This is a genomic window from Acidovorax sp. LjRoot194 (assembly GCF_964253015.1).
In the GTDB taxonomy this organism is placed as follows: Bacteria; Pseudomonadota; Gammaproteobacteria; order Burkholderiales; family Burkholderiaceae_C; genus Acidovorax.
On sequence record NZ_CAXUQB020000001.1, the window covers coordinates 5,303,330 to 5,324,964 of the forward strand.

At 67.8% G+C, this 21,635-nt stretch carries 20 protein-coding genes; 8 read left to right on the top strand and 12 right to left on the bottom strand.

Going from position 1 to position 21,635, the window contains the following annotated elements:
• Positions 1-153 precede the first annotated feature (153 nt).
• The gene (locus tag ACSQ3N_RS24020) at positions 154-1,065 is read left to right on the top strand and encodes a LysR substrate-binding domain-containing protein (protein WP_436147645.1); all 912 of its coding nucleotides are present in this window, start codon (positions 154-156) and stop codon (positions 1,063-1,065) included.
• Here ACSQ3N_RS24020 and ACSQ3N_RS24025 read toward each other — a convergent pair.
• The 9 genes from ACSQ3N_RS24025 to trpE all read right to left on the bottom strand — a co-directional run bounded on the left by ACSQ3N_RS24025 (position 1,037) and on the right by trpE (position 8,682).
• The gene (locus tag ACSQ3N_RS24025; protein ID WP_436147646.1) at positions 1,037-1,333 is read right to left on the bottom strand and encodes a DUF3253 domain-containing protein; all 297 of its coding nucleotides are present in this window, start codon (positions 1,331-1,333) and stop codon (positions 1,037-1,039) included. The genes ACSQ3N_RS24020 and ACSQ3N_RS24025 overlap by 29 nt on opposite strands.
• A gap of 96 nt (positions 1,334-1,429) precedes the next feature.
• On the bottom strand, positions 1,430-2,146 hold the full coding sequence (locus ACSQ3N_RS24030; protein WP_436147647.1) for a uracil-DNA glycosylase: 717 nt from the start codon (positions 2,144-2,146) through the stop codon (positions 1,430-1,432).
• A 68-nt stretch (positions 2,147-2,214) separates the two neighbouring features.
• The gene (trpC, locus tag ACSQ3N_RS24035; protein ID WP_436147648.1) at positions 2,215-3,015 is read right to left on the bottom strand and encodes an indole-3-glycerol phosphate synthase TrpC; all 801 of its coding nucleotides are present in this window, start codon (positions 3,013-3,015) and stop codon (positions 2,215-2,217) included.
• 827 nt (positions 3,016-3,842) lie between these two features.
• On the bottom strand, positions 3,843-4,880 hold the full coding sequence (trpD, locus tag ACSQ3N_RS24040; RefSeq protein WP_056172475.1) for an anthranilate phosphoribosyltransferase: 1,038 nt from the start codon (positions 4,878-4,880) through the stop codon (positions 3,843-3,845).
• A gap of 159 nt (positions 4,881-5,039) precedes the next feature.
• Complete coding sequence (locus ACSQ3N_RS24045) at positions 5,040-5,711, bottom strand: LysE family translocator (protein ID WP_436147649.1); 672 nt, start codon at positions 5,709-5,711, stop codon at positions 5,040-5,042.
• Positions 5,712-5,715: 4 nt separating this feature from the next.
• Complete coding sequence (locus ACSQ3N_RS24050) at positions 5,716-6,246, bottom strand: DinB family protein (RefSeq protein ID WP_436147650.1); 531 nt, start codon at positions 6,244-6,246, stop codon at positions 5,716-5,718.
• Complete coding sequence (locus tag ACSQ3N_RS24055) at positions 6,243-6,815, bottom strand: aminodeoxychorismate/anthranilate synthase component II (RefSeq protein ID WP_436128727.1); 573 nt, start codon at positions 6,813-6,815, stop codon at positions 6,243-6,245. Before ACSQ3N_RS24055 ends, ACSQ3N_RS24050 begins: the two co-directional genes overlap by 4 nt.
• Complete coding sequence (locus ACSQ3N_RS24060; RefSeq protein ID WP_436147651.1) at positions 6,812-7,186, bottom strand: chorismate mutase; 375 nt, start codon at positions 7,184-7,186, stop codon at positions 6,812-6,814. Before ACSQ3N_RS24060 ends, ACSQ3N_RS24055 begins: the two co-directional genes overlap by 4 nt.
• Positions 7,183-8,682, bottom strand: a complete 1,500-nt coding sequence (gene trpE, locus ACSQ3N_RS24065) for an anthranilate synthase component I (protein ID WP_436147652.1) — start codon at positions 8,680-8,682, stop codon at positions 7,183-7,185. The genes ACSQ3N_RS24060 and trpE overlap by 4 nt, the downstream gene beginning before the upstream one ends.
• 382 nt (positions 8,683-9,064) lie before the next feature.
• On the opposite strand from trpE, the gene ACSQ3N_RS24070 reads away from it, so the two are divergent.
• On the top strand, positions 9,065-9,655 hold the full coding sequence (locus ACSQ3N_RS24070; RefSeq protein ID WP_436128725.1) for a chalcone isomerase family protein: 591 nt from the start codon (positions 9,065-9,067) through the stop codon (positions 9,653-9,655).
• Between the two features lie 295 nt (positions 9,656-9,950).
• Positions 9,951-11,621: a methyl-accepting chemotaxis protein gene (locus tag ACSQ3N_RS24075; RefSeq protein WP_436147653.1), complete on the top strand. Its 1,671-nt coding sequence runs from the start codon at positions 9,951-9,953 to the stop codon at positions 11,619-11,621.
• 63 nt (positions 11,622-11,684) lie between these two features.
• Here ACSQ3N_RS24075 and gph read toward each other — a convergent pair whose 3' ends face one another.
• Complete coding sequence (gph, locus tag ACSQ3N_RS24080; protein WP_436147654.1) at positions 11,685-12,380, bottom strand: phosphoglycolate phosphatase; 696 nt, start codon at positions 12,378-12,380, stop codon at positions 11,685-11,687.
• Positions 12,381-13,031: 651 nt separating this feature from the next.
• Between gph and ACSQ3N_RS24085 the strand changes: the two genes are divergently transcribed.
• On the top strand, positions 13,032-13,763 hold the full coding sequence (locus tag ACSQ3N_RS24085; protein WP_436147655.1) for a helix-turn-helix transcriptional regulator: 732 nt from the start codon (positions 13,032-13,034) through the stop codon (positions 13,761-13,763).
• 119 nt (positions 13,764-13,882) lie between these two features.
• The gene (locus ACSQ3N_RS24090) at positions 13,883-14,659 is read left to right on the top strand and encodes a hypothetical protein (protein WP_436147656.1); all 777 of its coding nucleotides are present in this window, start codon (positions 13,883-13,885) and stop codon (positions 14,657-14,659) included.
• 44 nt (positions 14,660-14,703) lie between these two features.
• Here the strand turns inward: ACSQ3N_RS24090 and ACSQ3N_RS24095 are convergent, their stop codons facing one another.
• Positions 14,704-16,266, bottom strand: coding sequence for a hypothetical protein (locus tag ACSQ3N_RS24095; protein ID WP_436147657.1), 1,563 nt, complete (start codon positions 16,264-16,266; stop codon positions 14,704-14,706).
• Between the two features lie 2 nt (positions 16,267-16,268).
• Entirely contained in the window at positions 16,269-17,639 is a 1,371-nt protein-coding gene (locus ACSQ3N_RS24100; RefSeq protein ID WP_436147658.1) for an SPFH domain-containing protein, read from the bottom strand.
• Between the two features lie 245 nt (positions 17,640-17,884).
• Here ACSQ3N_RS24100 and ACSQ3N_RS24105 point away from each other — a divergent pair, with 245 nt between their 5' ends.
• The 3 genes from ACSQ3N_RS24105 to ACSQ3N_RS24115 all read left to right on the top strand — a co-directional run bounded on the left by ACSQ3N_RS24105 (position 17,885) and on the right by ACSQ3N_RS24115 (position 21,476).
• Complete coding sequence (locus tag ACSQ3N_RS24105; RefSeq protein WP_436148006.1) at positions 17,885-18,583, top strand: response regulator transcription factor; 699 nt, start codon at positions 17,885-17,887, stop codon at positions 18,581-18,583.
• A gap of 196 nt (positions 18,584-18,779) precedes the next feature.
• Positions 18,780-20,924, top strand: coding sequence for a sensor histidine kinase (locus ACSQ3N_RS24110; RefSeq protein WP_436147659.1), 2,145 nt, complete (start codon positions 18,780-18,782; stop codon positions 20,922-20,924).
• A gap of 159 nt (positions 20,925-21,083) precedes the next feature.
• On the top strand, positions 21,084-21,476 hold the full coding sequence (locus ACSQ3N_RS24115; RefSeq protein WP_436147660.1) for a hypothetical protein: 393 nt from the start codon (positions 21,084-21,086) through the stop codon (positions 21,474-21,476).
• Positions 21,477-21,635: the final 159 nt, after the last annotated feature.

Sequence of the window (21,635 nt, forward strand, 5' to 3'; positions counted from 1 at the left end):
CACGCCTGAATGGCCAGCCAACCATCTTAGAAAGCCCGCGCCCGCAACACCAACGCCAAATAGGCAAGCAGCTTTGCCGCAGCGGCAAACCACTTCATACTTTGGGCTGCCCAACGGCAAAACACGCCAACTCCTTACACCCCCCATTGCCCCATGCGCCCCCAGCTTCTGCAAGACACCGCCCTGCGCTACTTCCTGGAGGTGGCGCACAGCGGCTCGCTCACCGAGGCATCGGCCCGCCTGCACGTGGCCGCCTCGGCGTTGAGCCGCCAGATCGCGGGGCTGGAGGCGCAGCTGGGCACGCCGCTGTTCGACCGGCACCCGCGCGGCATGGTGCTGACCGCCGCCGGGGAGATATTGGCCGTGCACGCCCGGCGCACGGTGCTGGACGCCGAGCGCGCGCTGGGCGAGATCGGTGCGCTGCAGGGCCTGCGCGCGGGGCAGGTGCGGCTGGCCACATCGGACGCGTTTGCCAACGAGCTGGTGCCGCGCCTGTGCGTGGAGTTTCAGCGCACGCACACCGGCATCCAGTTCAGCGTGATCTCACTGCCCACCGCCCAGGTGCCCGACGCGGTACGCAGCGGCGCGGCCGACATCGGCCTGTGCTTCAGCCGCGCGCCGCACAAGGACGTCGAGGTGGCCTACCGGCAAAACGCCCCGGTGCTGGCGCTCGTGCCGCCCGGCCATGCGCTGGCGGGCGCGGCCAGCGTCACGCTGGCGCAGATGGCCGCCTACCCCCTGGCCCTGCCACCCGCCGAGACCACGGTGCGCCAGATGATCGACATCGTCTGCAGCCGCCAGGGCCTGCAGCTCGAAGCCGTGCTCATCAGCAACCACGCCAAGACGGTGCTCAACTTCGTGGCACACGGCGGCGGGCTGTCGGTGGCCAGCGAGATCGCCGCGCGCCACCTGGTGGCCGCCGGGGCCGTGGTGGCCTTGCCCATCAGCGACCCGGGCATGGACCTGCGCGACCTGGAAGTGCAGACCCTGGCGGGGCGCAGCCTGCCGGTGGCCGTGCAGGCGTTTCTGGACCTGCTCAAGGAGCGGCTGCCGGGTCGCTGGTAGGTGCGCCGCCCTCCTCCGCACGGGGCAGGCCCAGGCGGATCGGCCCGCCGGGCGCTGTCGCACTGACCGGCACGCCGCCGCGCGTCACGCGCAGGCGGTGGTGCTGCGCCAAGGCCTGCGCGACCTGGCGGACGTGCGGCATGTGGTCGCGCCACGCGCCATCCTCACCCACCAGTGACAGGGCCACCTCCGACGGGCAGATGGTCGCTTCGGGTTGGCGCAGCGCCAGCAGGACGAAGATGCGGTCTTCGATGTCAGCGTCCGTCATGGGTGGTCCCTTCGTCCCGCAGAAACTGTCACGGCCATGTGCAGCGCTGCTGGGGCATGGTCACAAGGCCGGCAGCCAGTCGGCCTGCACAGTCAGTCAGTACCCGTGCTGCGCCCGGAAGTCCCGCGCCTTGCCGAAGTGCCCATTGCCGATGAAGGGCACGGGCGGGCGCAGGGCGGACAGCGGCGAGGGGTGGTTGGACATGAGCAGCAAGTGCCCACGGTCCTGGGGGATCAAGGCGCGCTTGGATTGCGCGTGCGATCCCCAGAGCATGAACACCACCGGCCGCTCGCCCTCGGCCACGTGGCGGATGACCGCGTCGGTCAGGGCCTCCCAGCCTTTGCCGGCGTGGCTGGCGGGCTGGCCCTCTTCCACTGTGAGGCCGGTGTTGAGCAGCAGCACGCCGTTCTTCGCCCACTTCACCAGGCTGCCGCCGGGCTGGGGAAACGGCGGAAAGGCCACGCCGAGGTCGCGCTGCATTTCCTTGAAGATGTTCTGCAGCGAGGGCGGCAGGCGCACGCCCGGCGCCACCGAGAACGCCAGCCCCTCGGCCTGGCCGCGGCCGTGGTACGGGTCCTGGCCCAGGATGACCACGCGCACCTCGTCGGGCGGTGTGAGCTCCAGCGTGCGCAGCGGGCGCGGCGGGAAGATCACCGCGCCGGCATCGAGCCGCGACTGCAGGAACGCGCGCAGCGACTGCCCCCGCGCCCCGGCGAAGAAGGCATCGACCAGGGGCTGCCAGCCTGGGGCCACCGGCCAGTCGGCCGGGTCGGCGCTTTGCAGCTGGGTGGGGTTAGCAGCGGCGTCATTCATGGTCAAAAATGCCTTTATCGCTTGGTGGACAAGCGCAACCAGCTATAGATTTAGGAGTAACCAGGCAATCAGGCGAACAGTTTTGCCAGCGCTTCGCCCGGCTCCGGCGCGCGCATGAACGCCTCGCCCACCAGAAACGCGTGCACGCCAGCATCGCGCATGCGCTTCACGTCGTCGGGCTTCAGGATGCCCGACTCGGTGACCAGCAGCCGGTCCGCGGGCACATCCTTGAGCAGGCCCAGGGTGGTGTCCAGCGTGACCTCGAAGGTGCGCAGGTTGCGGTTGTTGATGCCCACGAGCGGCGTCTTGAGCTGGAGCGCGCGCTGCAGCTCGGCGCCGTCGTGCACCTCCACCAGCACCGCCATGTCCAGGCTGCGCGCAATGGCCTCGAAGTCGGCCATCTGGGCGTCGTCCAGGCTGGCCGCGATCAGCAAGATGGCATCCGCCCCCATCGCCCTCGACTCGTAGATCTGGTACGCATCGACCATGAAGTCCTTGCGCAGCACGGGCAGCTGGCAGCTGGCGCGCGCCTGCTTCAAGTAATCCACGCTGCCCTGGAAGAACTGCTTGTCCGTCAGCACCGACAGGCAGGCCGCGCTCACCTTCCCGTCGCCGTCGGCATAGCTTTGCGCGATGTCGGCGGGGATGAAGTCGGCGCGCAGCACGCCCTTGCTGGGGCTGGCTTTCTTGACCTCGGCGATCACCGCCGCCTGGCCTTTGGCGATCTTGGCGCGCAGCGCGCCTTCGAAGTCGCGCGTGAGCACACGGCTCTCGGCATCGGCGCGGATGGCGTCGAGGGGTGTGCGCTTCTTGGCAGCGGCCACTTCTTCGTGCTTGACGGCCACGATCTTGTTGAGGATGTCGGACATGTTTAATTCTCACAAAAATGGTTAGTCAGCGTCACCAACGGTCGGTGCAGATCAGGATCTTGTCGCTTCAAAAGTTACGACGTTTGTCGTGTTTTGGTCGGCCCCAACAAAGAACCCGAGCGTCGGATACCCAGCCGCTCGGCGAGTCGATCCACGCAGCGGTCCATCATCCTCGCGTCACCGACGCCGCGACCTCCAACAGGGACCATCATCAACGTTGCGACCGGCCCCCGGCGAACGTGGCGCAACTCCAGTAGCCATGCCGGTTGTTGATCTACATCGCTACCCAAATAACAGCCCAAACTGAAATCTGGCCCCAATGAGATCGTGGAATATCCAGACAACCACACAGGGGTCAACGTCCGTTGCTCAAAGTTCACTTCCCAGCCTCGGTGGCGGTTCGGAGGCCACGTACGCTGCACATTCCTTGTGGCAACAAAGACACCGCATCCAATCAGGCAAATCCCCTGCAATAAAAGGCTCCCATCATTCTCCGCCGAGGCAACGTGGAGCAGCCACAGGCCCAGCCCTGCCATTGCCGCACCCACCAGCACAGAGAAAAGCATCGAACCGCCCGTCGCCATTTGCAACGGCAGCCACACACGGGACTGCTGCTCAACAGCAGCGACGAGCCCGTGCAGGGTCCTGGGGTGCGCCAGTTGCCGCATGACGGCGCTCAAACCTCATCCTTGAACGCGAGCTGGGACGGTTCGCAGTAATGCGCACCGGCCGGCTTGACCATGCGGTGCGCGAAGCCCAACGCCCCGAAGAACAACACCGAAACGCCCAATGCCATCCCAGTATCACGGTCGCGCCACATGGCTGCTTCAGGCCGCCGTTGCCAGCGCATGCGTGCGCGTGACCATCCGCTCAAGCTTGACCAGCGCAGCGCCCGAAGCGATGGCGGCCCGGGCCTTATCAAGCCCTGCGGGCACCGAGTCGACCACGTTGGCCGCATACAGCGCCACGCCCGCGTTCAGGCAGACGATGTCCTGCGCGGCGCCGGGTTCTCCCTTGAGCACGCCGATCAGCATCTCGCGCGACTGCTCGGGGGATTCGACCTTCAAGGCGCGGTTGCTGGACATCGACATGCCGAAGTCCTCGGGGTGGATTTCATACTCGGTGATCTGGCCGTTCTTCAGCTCGCCCACCAGCGTGGCTGCGCCCAGGCTGACTTCGTCCATGCCGTCGCGGCCGTAGACCACCATGGCGTGTTCGGCGCCCAGGCGCTGCAGCGCGCGCACCTGGATGCCCACGAGGTCGGGGTGGAACACGCCCATCAGGATGTTGGGCGCGCCGGCCGGGTTGGTCAGCGGGCCCAGGATGTTGAAGATGGTGCGCACGCCCAGCTCCTTGCGCACCGGGGCCACGTTCTTCATGGCCGGGTGGTGGTTGGGTGCGAACATGAAGCCGATGCCCACCTCTGCGATGCACTGCGCGATCTGCTCGGGCTTGAGGTTGATGTGGATGCCCAGCGCCTCCATCACGTCGGCACTGCCGCTCTTGCTGGACACGCCGCGCCCGCCGTGCTTGCTGACCTTGGCGCCCGCCGCTGCGGCCACGAACATGGAGCACGTGGAGATGTTGAAGGTGTTGGCGCCGTCACCGCCCGTGCCCACGATGTCCACCAGGTGCTTGCTATCGGGCACGTGAACCTTGGTGGAGAACTCGCGCATGACCTGCGCGGCCGCCGTGATCTCGCCGATGGTTTCCTTCTTCACGCGCAGGCCGGTGACTATGGCCGCGGTCATGACGGGCGACAGCTCGCCGCTCATGATCATGCGCATCAGGTGCAGCATCTCGTCATGGAAGATTTCGCGGTGCTCGATGGTGCGCTGCAGCGCTTCCTGGGGGGTGATGGACATGGTGATAGATCCTGTCTGCGTTAATTCTTCAATGGCGCGTGGCAGCCGGCGCATTCCACAGTACTGGCGCTGCCAGGGCGGGTGCACCCGTGGATCCGGCTTTGCCGGTCCACAGGGTGCGTCCCCAGGGGGATGACGCGAAGCGGCTTAGCGGGTGCTTCATTGCGTCGGTTGGTCGGTGAAGGCGAGCTTGAGGCCAAAGCCGATGAACATCGCGCCCGCCACGCGGTCCAGCCAGTGCATGCCGCGCTGCACCGCGCCCATGCGGCGCGCCATCCAGCCCGCGGCCAGCGCCCAACCCGTGTTGACGGGAATCGCGTTCAGATTGAACAGCACGCCCAGCAGCACAAACGCCAGCGCCTTGTTCTCGGTGCCCGGCGCGATGAACTGCGGCACGAACGCCAGGAAGAAGATCGCAACCTTGGGGTTGAGCACGTTGGTCCAGAAGCCGCCCATGAACACCTTGGACAGCGGCGTGGCAGCACCGGATGATGCCCCCGCCTGCGCCGCCGCGATGGCCGCTGCGCTGCCGCCATCGCCTGACGGTTTGGACAGCAGCATGCGCACACCCATCCACATCAGATAGGCGGCGCCCACCCACTTGAGCACGGTGAACGCCGTGGCCGAAGTGGCCAGCAGCGCGCCCACGCCCACCGCGGCCGCGAAGATGTGCACGAAGCACCCCGCGGTGATGCCCAGGCCGGCGACGATGCCTGCGCGGGTGCCGGACTTGAGGGCGTTGGAGACGATGTACAGCACGTCCGGGCCGGGCGTGAGGTTCAGCAGCCAGCCGGCCGCGATGAACATGAACAGTTGGTGGCTGTCGGGCATGGGGTTACGACCAGCGTCGCTCCGGTTGCAGGCGGTGCAGGAAGGTGGTGAGCGAGTCGCGCGGCAGCGGCACCGCATGCCCCGCCAGGATGCGGCCGGCCGCGCCCCGGTGGTAGGTGCCGTGCACCACGACGTGGTTCAGGATCTCGGCCCGCGTCATGGTGCCGGTATCGCCATCGGTGAAGCGGAACTGCACGGGCTCGGCCAGCTGGTCCGCGGTGAGGCCGCTGGCGTACTGCAGGTACCAGTCGTCCGACGCGCGGACGGCCTCGCGCAGGGCCGGCAGTGCCGGTGTCTCGTCGGTGTTGGTCGCCGCGTACGCGGTCTGCGGCAGGCCCTGCAGGTGGCTCGCGAAGATGCGGTCCACCACGTAGGTGTGGTTCAGGATGCGCACGAAGAGCCGGTGGTCGCCTTCGGGCAATGCCGCCTGCGACGCCTCGCCCAGCGCGAGCAGCTCGCCGTTGGCCCAGCGCTTGTACTGGAACAGCTGGGCGAACGAGCCCGACGCTGCCGCAGCATCGGCCGGCGCCGTCATGCGCGCTGCTCCAGAAAGTTCTTCAGCATCGCGTGGCCGTGTTCGGTGAGGATGCTTTCAGGGTGGAACTGCACGCCCTCAATGGCCAGCTCCTTGTGGCGCACGCCCATGATCTCGCCGTCATCCGTCCAGGCCGTGACCTGCAGCACGTCGGGACACGCGGCGCGCTCGATGGCCAGCGAGTGGTAGCGGTTGACCGTGAATTTTTCGGGCAGGCCCGCGAACACGCCCTGCTGCGTGGTGGTGATGACGCTGGTCTTGCCGTGCATCAGCTCTTGCGCGCGAACGATGGTGCCGCCGAACGCGGCGCCGATGCTCTGGTGGCCCAGGCACACGCCCAGGATGGGCAGCTTGCCCGCGAAGTGCTGGATCGCCGCCACCGAGATGCCGGCCTCTGCCGGCGAGCACGGGCCGGGGGAGATCACCAGGCGGTCGGGGGCGCGCTGCGCGATGCCTTCGAGGGTGATCTCGTCATTGCGGAACACCTCGACCTCGGCCCCCAGCTCGCCGAAGTACTGCACGATGTTGTAGGTGAAGCTGTCGTAGTTGTCGACCATCAAGAGTTTCATGCTGCGCTCCCTGCGGTCTGTGGTGCGGCCGCGTCGCTGGCGTGCCCGGCGCGCAAGCGCGCGAACTCGCGGTGTTCGTAGGCAATGGAGGCTTCCATGATGCCGCGGTAGATGGCTTCGATCAGGTCGGGTTGGCCGCCTTCGGCTTGGGCCGCGGCGCGCACGCGGCGCACGATGGCCTCGATGCGGGCCACGTCGCGCACCTGGGCGTCGCTTTGCTTGATGCGCGCGGCCTGCGTCATGTAGCCGCTGCGCTCCACCAGCAGCGGCACGAGGATGTCGTCCAGCGCATCGATGCGCGCACGCACCTCGGCCATGGTGGTGCAGTCCTGCACCTTGTCGATGGCTGGGGGTTTCGCGGGGGTGTTCATTCCAGGCCCTCCTCGACGAGTTCTGCCGCGCGCAGCAGGGCGCGGGCCTTGTGCTCGGTTTCCTTCCATTCCAGCTCGGGCACCGAGTCGGCCACCACGCCGGCCGCCGCCTGCACATAGAGCGTGCCGTTCTTGATGATGCCGGTGCGGATCGCGATGGCCACGTCCATGTCGCCGGCGTAGCTCAGGTAGCCGCAGGCACCGCCGTACAGGCCGCGCTTGGTCGGTTCGAGCTGGTCGATGATTTCCATCGCATGCACCTTGGGCGCACCGGTGAGCGTGCCGGCCGGGAAGGTGGCCTTGAGCACGTCGATGGCCGTCATGCCGTCGTTGAGGATGCCTTCCACGTTGCTCACGATGTGCATCACATGGCTGTAGCGCTCGATGGCAAAGGCCTCGGTCACCTTCACGGTGCCGGTCTTGGCGATGCGGCCGATGTCGTTGCGCGCCAGGTCGATCAGCATCACGTGCTCGGCGCGCTCCTTGGGGTCGTTTATGAGCTCGACCTCGGCAGCCTTGTCCTTCTCCAGCGTGGCGCCGCGGGGGCGGGTGCCGGCCAGGGGTCGGATGGTGATCTTCTGCCCTTCGGGCGTGTTCTCCTGGCGCACCAGAATCTCGGGGCTGGCGCCCACCACATGGAAGTCGCCGAAGTCGTAGAAGTACATGTACGGCGACGGGTTCAAAGATCGCAGCGCGCGGTACAGCGAGAGCGGGCTTTCGGTATAGCGCTTGTGGATGCGCTGGCCCACCTGCACCTGCATGAAGTCGCCGGCGGCGATCAGCTCCTTGGCGCGGTCCACGGCGGCCAGGTAGTCGGCCTTGGAGAAGTCGCGCTGCGCGGGGTGGCTCTCGGTGGGCTTGACGATGGGCGCACTCACCGAATACTTGAGCTGCTCTTTCAGGTCGCGCAGGCGCTTCTTGGCTTTGGCGTACGCCTCGGGCTGGGCTGGATCGGCGTAGACGATGAGGTAGAGCTTGCCCGACAGGTTGTCGATGACGGCGAGTTCTTCGCACTGCAGCAGCAGGATGTCGGGGCAGCCCAGGGTGTCGGGCGGGCAGGTGTCTTCGAGCTTCTTTTCGACATAGCGCACCGCGTCGTAGCCGAAGTAGCCAGCCAAACCGCCGCAAAAGCGCGGCAGCCCAGGGCGCAGGGCCACCTTGAAGCGCTTTTGGTAGGCCTCGATGAAGTCGAGCGGGTTGCCCGCGGCGGACTCCACCACCTGTCCGTCGGTCACTACCTCGGTCTTGGCATTAGCGCCGAAGCCGCTGGCGCGCAGCAGCGTGCGCGCCGGCAGGCCGATGAAGCTGTAGCGCCCGAAGCGCTCGCCGCCCACCACGGATTCGAGCAGGAAGCTGTGCTTGCCGCCGTCCTTGCTGTGCGCGAGCTTCAGGTAAAGGGAAAGAGGGGTTTCGAGGTCCGCAAAGGCTTCGGCCATGAGCGGAATGCGGTTGTAGCCTTCGCCGGCCAGGCTTTTGAATTCAAGTTCTGTGATCACGGGGAGAGCTCCCAGCATTTCGCAGCGCGTGTCCCGGCTTTGTCAGCAAGCAGATAGATCAACGGGGCGCTACGGTCCATTCGGTCGGCCCGCCGCTGCAGGCTGCAGGGCAAGGGCCACGGGTGCACGCTGGGGCAAGAGCCCAGGTGCCATCAGGCGTTCAGGCAGACAGGCGGACGCCAGGGCCAGGCTCCCCGGTCGCTGCAACCTGTGATGAACACGTGGTGAATGAACATGGGCCAAAGTGTAGCAAAGGTTTTTTGCCGATCCTTTTTTGACGGGCCTCCCTACAACGCCGCAACCACTCGAAAACCCTGTTGCGGCAAAAGTCGAGCGCAGCAACAATTTGAAACGAACGACCGTTCTTTTTTAGGAGTTGCGCATGAAGTTCTGCAAGCGTTGCGCGGTGACATTGGCTGCCTGGGTACTGGCGGCCAGCGCGATGGCCCAGCCCGTGACCGTGGCCGACGTGAAATACGCGGAGACCGCGACCGTGAGTGGCAGCACGCTGCAGCTCAATGGCGCAGGCGTGCGCTACAAGGCCGTGTTCAAGGTGTACACGGCGGGCCTGTACCTGGAGAAGAAGGCGCAGTCGCCGCAGGAAGTCGCAGCCCTCAAGGGCCCCAAGCGCGTGAGCATCACCATGCTGCGCGAGATCGACTCCACCGAGCTGGGCAAGCTGTTCTCGCGCGGCATGGAAGACAACATGGACAAGGCCGCGTTCTCCAAGCTCATCCCGGGTGTGCTGCGCATGAGCCAGATCTTCTCGGAGCACAAGAAGCTGCGCGCCGGCGACCAGTTCATGATCGACTGGATTCCGGGCACCGGCACCGTGATCACCGTCAAGGGCGAGCCGCAGGGCGAGCCTTTCAAGGAGCCCGAATTCTTCAACGCGCTGATGGGCATCTGGCTGGGCAATGCGCCCGCGGACTGGAAGCTCAAGGACGCCATGCTGGGCAAGCCCGCAGGCTGACTGCACGCCAGAGGGTCCGGGTCAAGCCCCGGGCAAACCCCCACGCGATGAGGCCACTTCTTGTCGCGCGGCCGACAGATGCCAGCACTGCCGGCGCGTAACCTTCATGCAGCGTTTTTTTACAGCGCCGCACCACCCACGGACCCGTACTGACCTACACCGACCCGCTACTGCACATCCCCTGCAGCGCGGCGGGCCGCAGCCTCCTCCCCGCTACCCGCGCGCCGGAACGAGCTGTCTGCAACGCAACGACCTCCCGCCTTTCACGACGACCTCTTCTGCGCCGGACACCACCATGACATTCAGCAACCTCTCCGTCGGCCTGCGGCTGGGCGCCTCGTTCGCCGCCATCCTGCTCATCACCGCGCTCATCGCCGCCATGGGCATGTGGCGCATCGGCAGCCTGCACCGCGCGAGCGAGCGCGTGGCCACGCAGGAGATCGAACAGCAACTGCTGGTGGAAGACTGGGCGGCCGACATCCGGCTGAACTGGGTGCGCACCGAAGCCTTCCTCAAGGCCATCGACCGCGACTACATGGACAAGCTCACGGCCGACACCACGGCCACCGCCAAGGGCATGGACACCAAGGTGCAGCGCATCGAGGCGCTGGCTCAGGGCGAGCAGGCACGCACGCTGCTGGCGGCCATCGCCACGGCCCGCACGGCCTACAACGACAAGCTGACCGAGATCCGCGAACTGCACCGCGGCGGCGAGCCCAATGTGCCGGCCCTCGTGGACAAGGACCTGCGGCCGCTGGCGGACAAATACCTCAAGGCCCTGGACGACCTGCGCAAGGCCATGGCCACGCAACTGGCCGAGGGCCAGGCCGACACCGGCACGCTGGCCACGGCCAGCCAGGTGCTGCTGGGCGTGGGCACGCTGGTGGCCGTGGCGCTGGGCGCGCTGCTGGCCTTCACCGTCACCCGCTCCATCGTGCGGCCGGTGCAGCGCGGCCAGCGGGCCGCTGAGAACATCGCCGACGGCGACCTGACCCACCCCATCGACACCGGCCGCAACGACGAGACCGGGCAACTGCTGCAGGCCCTGGCCACCATGCAGGCCCGCCTGGCCACCATCGTGGGCAACGTGCGCCACAGCGCCGAAGGCGTGGCCACGGCCAGCGCAGAGATCGCGTCGGGCAACAACGATTTGTCGGCGCGCACCGAGCAGCAGGCGTCGGCCCTGCAGCAGACCGCCGCGTCGATGGAAGAACTGGGCTCCACCGTCAGCCAGAACGCGGACAACGCGCGCCAGGCCAACCAGCTGGCCATGACCGCGTCGACCGTGGCCGTGCAGGGCGGCGACGTCGTCGCCGAAGTCGTGGACACGATGAAGGGCATCAACGACAGCAGCAAGAAGATCGCCGACATCATCAGCGTGATCGACAGCATCGCATTCCAGACCAACATCCTCGCGCTGAACGCCGCGGTGGAAGCCGCCCGCGCAGGCGAGCAAGGCCGGGGCTTTGCGGTGGTGGCCAGCGAGGTGCGCAGCCTGGCCGGCCGCAGCGCCGAGGCCGCCAAGGAGATCAAGGCCCTGATCAGCACCAGCGTGGAGCGCGTGGAGCGCGGCACCGTGCTGGTGGACAAGGCCGGCGCCACCATGACCGAGGTGGTCAGCGCCATCCGCCGCGTGACGGACATCATGGGCGAGATCAGCGCGGCCAGCGGCGAGCAGAGCCAGGGCGTGTCCCAAGTGGGGGAAGCCATCACGCAGATGGACCAGACCACGCAGCAGAACGCGGCGCTGGTGGAGCAAAGCGCGGCAGCGGCCGACAGCCTCAAGACGCAGGCAGGGCTGCTGGTGGATGCGGTGGCGGTGTTCCGCCTGGCGCCGGGTGCTTCGGGCACTCCGGGCACTTCGGGTGCGCCCACGCGGTCGGCCACTGCAGACCCCTCGACACCTTCGGGTGGCGCCCGCCTGGGCTACGGTAGCGGCGCTGCGCCGCGGCAACTCCCGGCGTGACGCCTGGATGGCCCAGCAGCCCGGATAGACCGCCGGGCGCGGGGATTGAGGGATCGAAAGACGCTACCGCAGCGCAGCCAGGGAATCCACAAACCCGTCGGCATCCACGCCACGCACCGGCTGGCCGTGGTTGTAGCCGTAGGTCACCAGCACCACCGGGCAGCCCGCCGCGCGTGCGGCCTGCGCATCGTTGCTGGAGTCGCCCACCATCAGCGTGCGCGCCGGCGCCGTACCGAGGGCCTCGCAGGTCTTGAGCAGCGGCAAGGGGTCGGGCTTCTTGCGCTCGAACGCATCGCCGCCGAACACATGGTCGAAGAAGCCGTCGAGCCCTTTGGCCTGGAGCAGCGGCACGGCAAAGTCCGTGGGCTTGTTGGTCAGGCAGGCCAGGCGCAGACCGGCGGCGCGCAACGCCTGCAGACCATCCACCACGCCCGCGTAGACTGCCGAGTACTGGCCATTGATGGCGATGTAGTGCCGCTGGTAGCTATCCCACGCAGCGGGGTACAGCGCATCGATTTTGATAGCAGCCAGCGCTTTGTCATCCTGCGCAAGGACGTGCTGAAGCACCGAACGCAGCAGGTTCTCCGAGCCCTTGCCCACCATGGGCTCGATGCGCGCAGCCTCGATGGACGGCAGGTCCAGATCGCGCAGCATGCGGTTGATGGACTCGGCAAAGTCACCCATGGTGTCGACCATGGTGCCGTCCAGATCGACGATGGCGGCGTCCAGTTGTTTCTGGTTCAGGGGAAGGAAGTTCAAGGCAGCACGATGAAGTGAAAAATGCCTTGGATGGTAACGGGGCGCCGCCCTCGGACACCCCACGCGGCCTGAGCCTCCGGCTCCGTTACACGTGCAGGGGGATCTCCGGCTTGGCGTCGCCGGCCGAAACAGACGCAGCCTCTGCAGGTGCGGCTGTGGAGCCTGGCAGCAGTTGCTGCACTGGCTGCGCTTTGGCGGCAGCGACGGCGCGGGGGCAGGACTTCTGGCACGAAGTCAATGCCCGAAAGCTATCGCAGACCAGCAACTGGCTCGAAAAGCATTGGTATTGAAGGCTTTGCATGGACGACGGCTGAACAGCCAGTTCCAAAACGGACAATTCCGTTTTGGGTAGATGTAGGCTCGCCGACAGCCCTGCTGGAGCGCGTAGGCTGACGGCGGTGCCCGCGTGTAGGCCGCCACCTGAATCGACAGCGCCGGTGTTGCATTGAAGGCAGAAGCAGCGAGACCTGCGGTGGCCGGGCGCTTTTTCAGCAGGGAATGCTCCCGTCAAAATGCAGACGGCGGTACGGCGTGTTAGCCACGCATTTTTCACCACCTCGTTCCAGCCACCACCGCAAGGATTACGATCTGGCTGCGCCCTGCCAGATCTGCCAGGTGCGTGCTTCGTTGCGATGGGATAGAACACCGGCCATGCTCACGCTGCCCCGCTACCTTCACTCCCTGGAGCAATTCCACAGCGTGCGCACGCCGCAGGAGCTCACGCAGTTGCTGTCGAGCGTCGGCCAGGCACTGGGTTACGACAGCATCGTGCAGGGCCTTCAAAGCTACTCGCGCCAGGGCGGGCTGCATGTCGACTCGACCTCGGTGATCTCCGACAAGTGGCACAGCCACTACCTGAAGAAGAACTACTACAAGGTCGACCCGCGGGTGCACCACTGCGCGCGCCACACCACCCCGCAGCGCTGGAGCAGCGCCGACCTGTACGACCACCCCCGCGCCGCGCAGATGATGCAGGAGGCCCACGACTTCGGCGTGCGCGCGGGCATCTACGCGCCCACGCACAGCATGGACGGACGCTTCAGCCTGCTGTGCCTGAGCTTGCGCCATGTGCCCGTGGCCGAGGCCCAGGACCTGGTGCTGCACACGGCGCCCTTGATACCTGCACTGGCGGCGCATGCGCACGAGGCGGTGCTGCGCATGTTGCGTGCGGACGCCGAGCAGGAGCCGGTTCTCACGCGGCGCGAATGCGAATGCCTGCAATGGGCGGCTGCGGGCAAGACGTCGTGGGAGATCGGACTGGTGCTGAACATCGCCGAGCGCACGGTGAACTTTCACCTCAGCAATGCGATGGCCAAGCTGGGCTGCCACAGCCGGCAGCACGCCATCGTCAAGGCGCTCATGCAGGGGCTGGTCGGCCTGTAAGAACAGCCAGTTCAAGCCGCAGGGCCTGTGCGCTGCAATCGCCCCACTTCATGCGCTGTGCGTGAAGCCATTCATTGGGGAGTTTCACTTTGCGCACTGCACCTGCCACCTTTCTTTTCATGCCACGCCTGACCGTGGTCGCCTGCATCGCCGCCCTGCTCACCGCTTGCGGTGGAGGGGGCGACGACGATACCGGCGGCGCGGCGCCCCATGCCATCGGCGGCACGGTGACCGGGCTGGCCGCCAACACCGAGCTGGTGCTCAACAACAACGGCGGCGATGCCTTGCGCATCAACGCCAACGGTGCTTTCCAGTTCGCCCAGCCGTCCACCGGCTATCGGGTCGAGGTCGCCACACAACCGGCCGGCCAAAACTGCAAGGTGGCCAACGGCAGCGGCACCGCCACGGCGCCCGTCGCCGATGTGCAGGTGAACTGCGCGGCCGGCACGGGCGGTGGCGACACGGGCCCGGTCATCACCGCGGGGATCGCCGGCCTGCTGGGCGAGTGGCAGCAAAACAGCTGCGTGGCCGCGGGCGGCGGCCAGTGGGCCCGCAACTACCTGCGCCCCGTGCAGGTCAACGGCACCACCCTCTCGCACGTGCAGGGCTTGCGGCTCTTTGGCAACAGCCAGTGTTCGGGTGCCGGCACGGTGCTGGGCGGCACGTCGCTGGGCCAAGTGGCGTTCTCGCGCTCCGAGTCCAACGCCAGCGTGGCGGCCAACTGGGGTACCTTCCGGCAGATCACGGGCCTGACCAGCCAGGCCATCTGGGCCAAGCGCGGCGAGAACACGCTGTGCCTGCTGGGAGATGAAAACCCGTCCATCCTGCCGACCCTGGCCCGTGTGGCCGCAGCGCTCGACACCCTGCCGGCGTCGGCCTGCTACAGGCGGCTGTAGAAACGCCCGCTCCCCCGCTGAGCACCAGCAGGGGAGCGTTGCGTTCAACGCAGGCTCAGCGTCTGGCGCTTCCAGCCTGCGTCCTGCCAGCGCTGGAACAAGGGCAGCGATGCGACGTCACCCGTCACCCGTTCGGTGGCCAGGCCGTCGATGCGGACCACCTCGAAGCTCTTGCGGTAGCGGCCCTGGCCGCGCGCCTCGCGGGCCACCAGCATCTGCTGACCGCCGGGGACCCAGCCGGCGAATTCGGCATAGCCGGTTTCAGGCGATGTGGCTGCAGGGGGCAGCACGTCCACCACCCAGGCATCGCCCGCCTTGCGCATCACCCACAGCTCGCGCCAGCCTTCGAGCGGCTGCACGGCCAGGGCCACGGCAGTGCCTTCGCGGTTGACGGTGGCGGACGCCGCCCACACCACGCCGTAGGTGCAGCGGCGCACCAGCGGGTCTTTGGCGCCATGCTGCGCGTCCACCAGCAGCAAGCAGCTCTCGCCAGGCGCACCCGGCTGCACTACCACGGCGGGCCGCTTGGCGTCGGCCACCGGTGCGGCGGCGGGTACCAGCGCCCAGCGCACCGCGCTCACGCGCATGGCGGCATCGTTGTAGGCGACCTGGTCTTCGTCCGGCAGATCGTTGCGGCTCACACCGGCGAACTCCGCCAGGGCCCGCGACGCGGCAGCGCCCGCGGCGGGGCCACCGTCCTTGCGCGCCTGCTGGAAGGCCACGGCGCTCCACAGCCCCGCCCGGCGCATCTGCACCCGGTTGCGCAGGTAGCTGGGCAGGCCGGCCACGTCGACTTTTTCCAGCAACTGGGCCTGCCAGTCCTGCAGCTTGGCGCGCTCGTGGGCGGGCAGGTCGGGGTTGGTGCATTCGGGCCGCGTGAGCGCCAGCGCCGCACGGGCACGCTGGTCGGCATCGGCCGAGGGCATGGCCAGCACGCGGCGGAAGGCCTCTCCGTCGTAGCAGATCTGCATGCGGCCTTCGACCTCGTAGGTGGTGAACCGCACGCCGTAGCCGTTGGCTACGTCGAGATGAGCGGACAGCGTGGCGCCGTTGGCCTTGCCTGCCGCCGTGCTCGACGGTGCCAGGGATGCCCTGCGCGCCAGCCGGTCGGCGAACGTGCCCAGGGCATCCAGGGCCTGCGCACCGCGCTCGCCCGACAGCGCTACCGCAGGCGCTGCCTGCAGGTAGGCGGCGGTCAGGCCGATGCCCAGCGCTTCGGAGCCCGGCGTGTCCCGCACGAAGCGCAGCACCGACAGCAGCGCGGGGCCGTCGGCCTCGGTCAGCGAGACCCGGCGCACGTCGCTGGCCCGGATGAACCCGCCGCGCTCGCGCTTGTGGTCCCACACCTGCAGGTAGTCCATGCGCTCGCCGCGCACTTCCAGCACCTCGCCCTGCCACAGCAGCGTTTGCTGCTGGGCGGAGTCGCGCGGCGCGGCGCGCAGGCTGGCCTGGTCCTGCACCACGATGGCACTGCCGAAGTCGCTGGCAGGTGCGCTGCTGGATGCGCTGGCCGCCGCGCCGGTGGGCACGCTGGCGGTGGCAGCGGTGGCCACCGTGGTAGCCGCCGAAGCGATGGCTGTGATGAGCGTGAAGAGAGTGCGCTTCATGTTCATTGCTCCACAGCAGTGGTGGTGGATGCGTCGTCGGTACCGGCGCCTGCGGCAGCCTGCGCGGCAGCGGCCTGGGCGTTGCGGTTGCCGCCCAGTAGCGCTGCACCAATGAAGTCGCCATTGGTGGGCGGCGGCGCGATGATGACCTGGATCTTGTCCGAGAGCTTGTCGGCCAGCGTCTTCTGGATGAGCAGCGGGTGGCGCGTGACCAGGGCGCCTTCGCGGGCCATCTGCTCGGCGTTCACCTTGCCGATGCGGTCCATGCGGTAGGCCTCGGCTTCGGCGAGCTTTTGGCGGGCGTCTGCCTCGCCGTTGGCTTCGATGCGGCGGGCCTGGGCGTTGCCTTCAGCAGCCTTCACACGGGCCACGCGCTCGGCTTCGGCTTCCAGCTGGCGCTGCTCGATCTGGCGCTGCTTGAAGGGCAGCACGTGCTTCATGGCTTCTTCCTGGGCGCGCGCGGCAATCACCTGTTCGCGCGCAGCGGCTTCGGCGGCGACTTCGCGGCGAACCTTGTCTGCCGATGCGTCCAGCTCGGTTTCCTTCACGCGCTTGTCCTTGAGCTCCAGCGTGTAGCGCATCTTCTCGGAGGCCAGTTCCTCGGCCAGCAGGCTGTCCATGCCGCGGCGGTATTCAGCGGGCAGGTCCACCTTGCCGATCTGCACGCTGCGAAGCACCACGCCATCGGCCGCGAGGCGGGTGCGCAGTTCGGTCTCGATGATCTGTGCGATCTCGGCGCGCTTGGACGAGAAGATCTCCCGCACCGTGTAGCGGGCGAACACCTTGTGGACCAGGCCCTGCACTGCGGGTGCCACGACGTCGCCGTCCACGTCGTCGGGCAGGTTGCCCGACTTCACAGCGGGTGAAGCCGGGTCGAGTGCGTAGCGCACGCTCAGGTCCAGGCCGAACGAAAGGCCTTCCACCGACTGCAGGGGCGCGCTGCCGGTGGCCTGGCGCATGGCTTCGGGGCGGTAGCTCTGGTCGCGCAGAGAGAGCACCCGCACGCTGTGCACGCCGGGCAGCACCCACACGCCGCCATCGCGCCACTGGGTGACCGAGCCGGTGAACTGGTTCGTGCGCAGGCCCAGCTCGCCCTGGTCCAGATGCCGCACAGGCGGGTTGCGCACCACCGCTACGCCAGCAGCCACCACCACTGCACCCAAGGCCAGCCAGCGCACGGTGCGTGCCGTGGGCAGCGCATAGGCCCGGCGGGCGGGACGGCGGTCTTCGGCGGTGGCCCAAGGATTGACTGCTGCGGCTCCCGCTGCTTCGTCGTATGGAGCGTCTGCGGCAGCGCCAGCGTCGGCGGCGGAGGGCGTGGCGGCGGAGCGGCCGCGCAGGGCTTGGACGATGCGGTTCCAGGTAAATTTCATGGTGTTTCTCTCTCTCGGACGGGTTGAATTTGTTGTCTTGGCCTGAACAACCTGCGGGCTGTTCATTGGTAGGTGATTCTTCGGAGAACACCCGGAAGCAACAACGCGCACCACAGCCCAGAGTCCGCCCGCCGGCCGAGCAATTGCTCCGGCCCCGGAAGAAAAACTCACACCGCCCCCGGTGGCGCGCCGGGATAATCCGGCCACCACCACTGCAAAGCGCTTTCATGACCCCCAACGCACGCATGGCACGCATCGCCGTGATCGAAGACGACCTGCCCACCAGCAACCAGCTGGCCGGCTGGATTGCCAGTGCAAAGAGCGGCATCGTGATCGACCAGTGGTTCACCCGCGACGACGCCGAGGCCGCCCTGGCGCGCGAACACTACGACGCCGTGGTGCTGGACATCGAACTGGGGCGCGAGCGCCATGCGGGCGTGGCGCTCATCAACGCGATCAACAAGCTAGGCCAAGGCACGCCCGTGCTGGTGGTGTCGGCCATGCCCGCGGCCATCTACCGCAGCATCATGAAAGCACTGGACGCGTGGGACTACCTGCAGAAGACGACCTTCGAAGAGGCCGACTTCATCGAGACCTTTCTCGACATCCTGCGCACCACGCAGACAACCCCCGCCCAGGCCGCGCCCGCAGCGGCGCCAGGCGACGCGCTGGTGCTCGACCCGCTGTGGCAGCGCACCCCCACCTGGCGCGGCGAGCGCATCAACCTGCCGCTCACCGCGCAGCGCATCCTGGCCACGCTGCACCAGCGCAGCGGCGAGGTCGTGTCGTACGACGAGCTGTTCGATGTGGTCAAGAGCGGCCGCAACCGCGACAACGTGCGCAAGCATGTGAGCACCATCCGCGAGGCGCTGCGCGAGGTCGATCCGTCATTCGAAGGCATCGAGAACGTCCCCATGCGCGGCTTCCGTTGGGTAAGGCAGTGAAGCATCCCCCTGAGCGGCTTCGCGGCTTCCCCCTTCTCTCGACTGGCTGCGCCATTCGGGAAGGGGGACGTCGCCAGCGCCCGCAAGGTAAGCGCCCGGGCAGCTTGGCGGCCCTTGCGCGGCGACCCTGGTCCAGGCCACGCCCTGTTCATTCGCCATCTGCCGTGCCAAGTGCCTTTGATGGGGGGAGGTGGCAATGAAGCGCCTGCTGCGGCGCCCGGCGCTGGAGATGCCGCGGCTCGAGATGCCCCGCCTGGGCCTGCCGGCGTTTCGCCTGCGCATCCTCGTGCGCAGCGTGTTCCTGCTGCTGGCAGCGGCCACGGTGGCGCTCAGCGTGGTGCTGCTCAAGGAGGAAAAAGAGCGCGCCTGGCAGAGCTACCAGAACGGCTTCAAGCGCAGCCAGTCCGAAGTGATGGCACGCCTGCGCCATCCGTCCGGCCAGTTGGCGCTGCTGAACGCGCACATCCAGGGCCAGGGCGCCACGCCGCTGGCGCCGCTGCTGCTGCCCTATGCGGCCATCGACTTCGACGACCAGAACAAGGCGCAGCAGGCGGTGGAGATGGCGGGCTGCGCGGTGCAGTACCCCGATGGCGCTACGGCCTGCGCGGCCATCGGCAACAACCCCTATGCGGGCGGCTTCATCTACCTCGTGGGCAGCTTCTATGCGGGCGAGTTGGTGGCGCGCGAACGCGGCGCGCTGGATCTGGCCGCCGTGCACCGGGCCCGGGTGACGCTGGACATGCGCGGCACCACGTCGCGCTGGGTGGCGCCGTTCGAGGCGCTGCCGCCGCAAGGCAGCATCCAGACCCGCGGTCGCCTGACCGGCTTTGCGGATGTGGGCGAAGAGGCGCTCGACGTGCGCGCGCGCCCGGTGCGCGACTTCCGCGGCTGGCTGTGGCAAAGCAATGCGTGCCGCGACCCGGCGGGCACCGCGCCCGGCTGCCTGCGCCGCACCTTCTACTCCATCCGCCTGCCCGTGGAGCTGTTTCGCGAGGCACTGTTCGGCAAGCAACCGCTGGTCTGGCCGCCCGAGGACCTGGGTAGCATGCGCGTGCGGGTGGAGATGCTGGGCCCTGGCAACTCCAGCGTGCTTTTCGACAGCAACACGCCCGGCGCGCAGCCCGCCGCATCGCTGGCCGACGTGGCCCGTTCGCTGTTGCCGGGCGAGAAGGTGCAGATCCGCAAGCTGGGCAGCAGTGAGCAGGACGCCCTCACGCTGCGCGGCACCGAAGTCGAAGCGGGGCCCACGGCGCCGTGGCTGATCCGACTGATCAGCTGGCTGCCGCTGGACCTGCAGGGCCCGGGCGAAGCCAAGGTGCAGGAGGTGCCCGCAGGGCTCGACATCCTCGACACGCCGCTGGGCAACTACGCCGTCACCTTCACCGGCAACCTGCGCGGCGTGGAGCAAGGCCTGGCGGTCGTGGCCACGCGCATGTCGTGGTACCTGGGTGCCATGCTCGCAGCCATCGCGCTGGCCTGGCTGGCGGTGGAAGTCGGCCTGCTGCGGCGCGTGACCGCACTGACGCGGCGCGCTGCCGCCGTCTCGTACAACGTGCAGGACGGCCACATCGGCCCGCGCCTGGGCGACCTGGATGTGTCGGACCTGCGCGGCTCGGACGAGCTGGGCATCCTGGCCGGCGGGCTGGCCGACCTGCTGCAGCGCGTGAAGGACGACATCCAGCGCGAACAGCTGCGCGCCCAGCAGGAGCGCGACATGTGGCACGCCGTGGGCCACGAGATCATGTCGCCGCTGCAGTCGCTCATGGTGCTGCACGGCGGGCCTGGCGACCCGGGGCATCGCTACGTGCAGCGCATGCAGCAGGCCGTGCACGTGCTGTACGGCACGGCCTCACCGGCCGAGGCGCTGCAGGCCGCCGACCTGCCGCAGGGCCGGCTGGACCTGGACGCCTTCTTGCGCCATGTGGCCGACAACGCGCATTTCGCGGGCATCGGCAACGTGGTCTACCAAGGCGGCACAGGGCCCGTGGTCGTGCGCGCCGATGAGTTCGCGCTGGAGGACGTGGTAACCCACATCCTGGGCAACGCAGACCGCTACCGCCCGGCGGGCACGGCGATCACGCTCACGCTCAAGGCGTCGGAGTCCACGGCCAGCGCCACGCTGCACAACCAGGGCTCCACCATCGAAGAGGACTTGCTCGGGCGCATTTTCGAGCTGGGCGTGTCCGACCCCAGCCTGCCCACGCCGCCAGGCGGCTCGGAGCACCGGGGCCAGGGCCTGTTCGTGGCCAAGACCTACATGGCCAAGATGGGCGGCACCGTCAATGCGCGCAATACGGACGACGGCGTGGCGTTCACATTGACCTTCCAGCGCCTGGGCTGAGGCCGGTTTCGCACACCCCGCCACGGTGGCAGAAAAGGCACCTGCGCGCACGGCGGCGGGGCGTGCCGTCCGACAGCGGAGCCACGGCCCGCGCCCTACGCTGCAGGATTGCACCGAACCCTGGTGCGCCCTGTCACAACCGCGCAAGGAGACCTACTCATGCCACGCTTCACCTTTATCACCCCCGCCCTCACCGCTGTCCTGCTGGCTGCTTCCGCTTCGGCCATGGCTCAAGCCCCCGCCCCTTCGGGCGACGCCCGTGCCCGCTACGAGCAAGAGCGCGAGAAGTGCATGACGAACAACACCCAGGATTCGCTGGCGACCTGCCTGCGTGAAGCCAACAACGCGCTGGATGCGTCGCGCAAGGGCCAGCTGAGCAACCCCGGCCCGGCCGCTTCGGAGAACACCACCCAGCGCTGCGAAGCCTTCCAGACGGCAGCCGAGCAGGCCGAGTGCGTGCGCCGCACCCAGTCGTCGTCGGTGAGCGGCTCCGTGTCTGGTGGTGGCGTGCTGCGTGAATCGGTCACCACCACGGTGATCCCGGCCAAGTAAGCGCTCCGGCGCTCCATGAAACCGAATGAAAATGGGCACCACCGCTTGCCCAATCAGCGCCAACAGCTATCAATAAAATAGCAAACGCCCGCCGTAGCGGGCGCGCGCCGGGACACTCGTAGCCGTGGAGCTGGCGATGCCAGCCACTGGGGTGCTTCA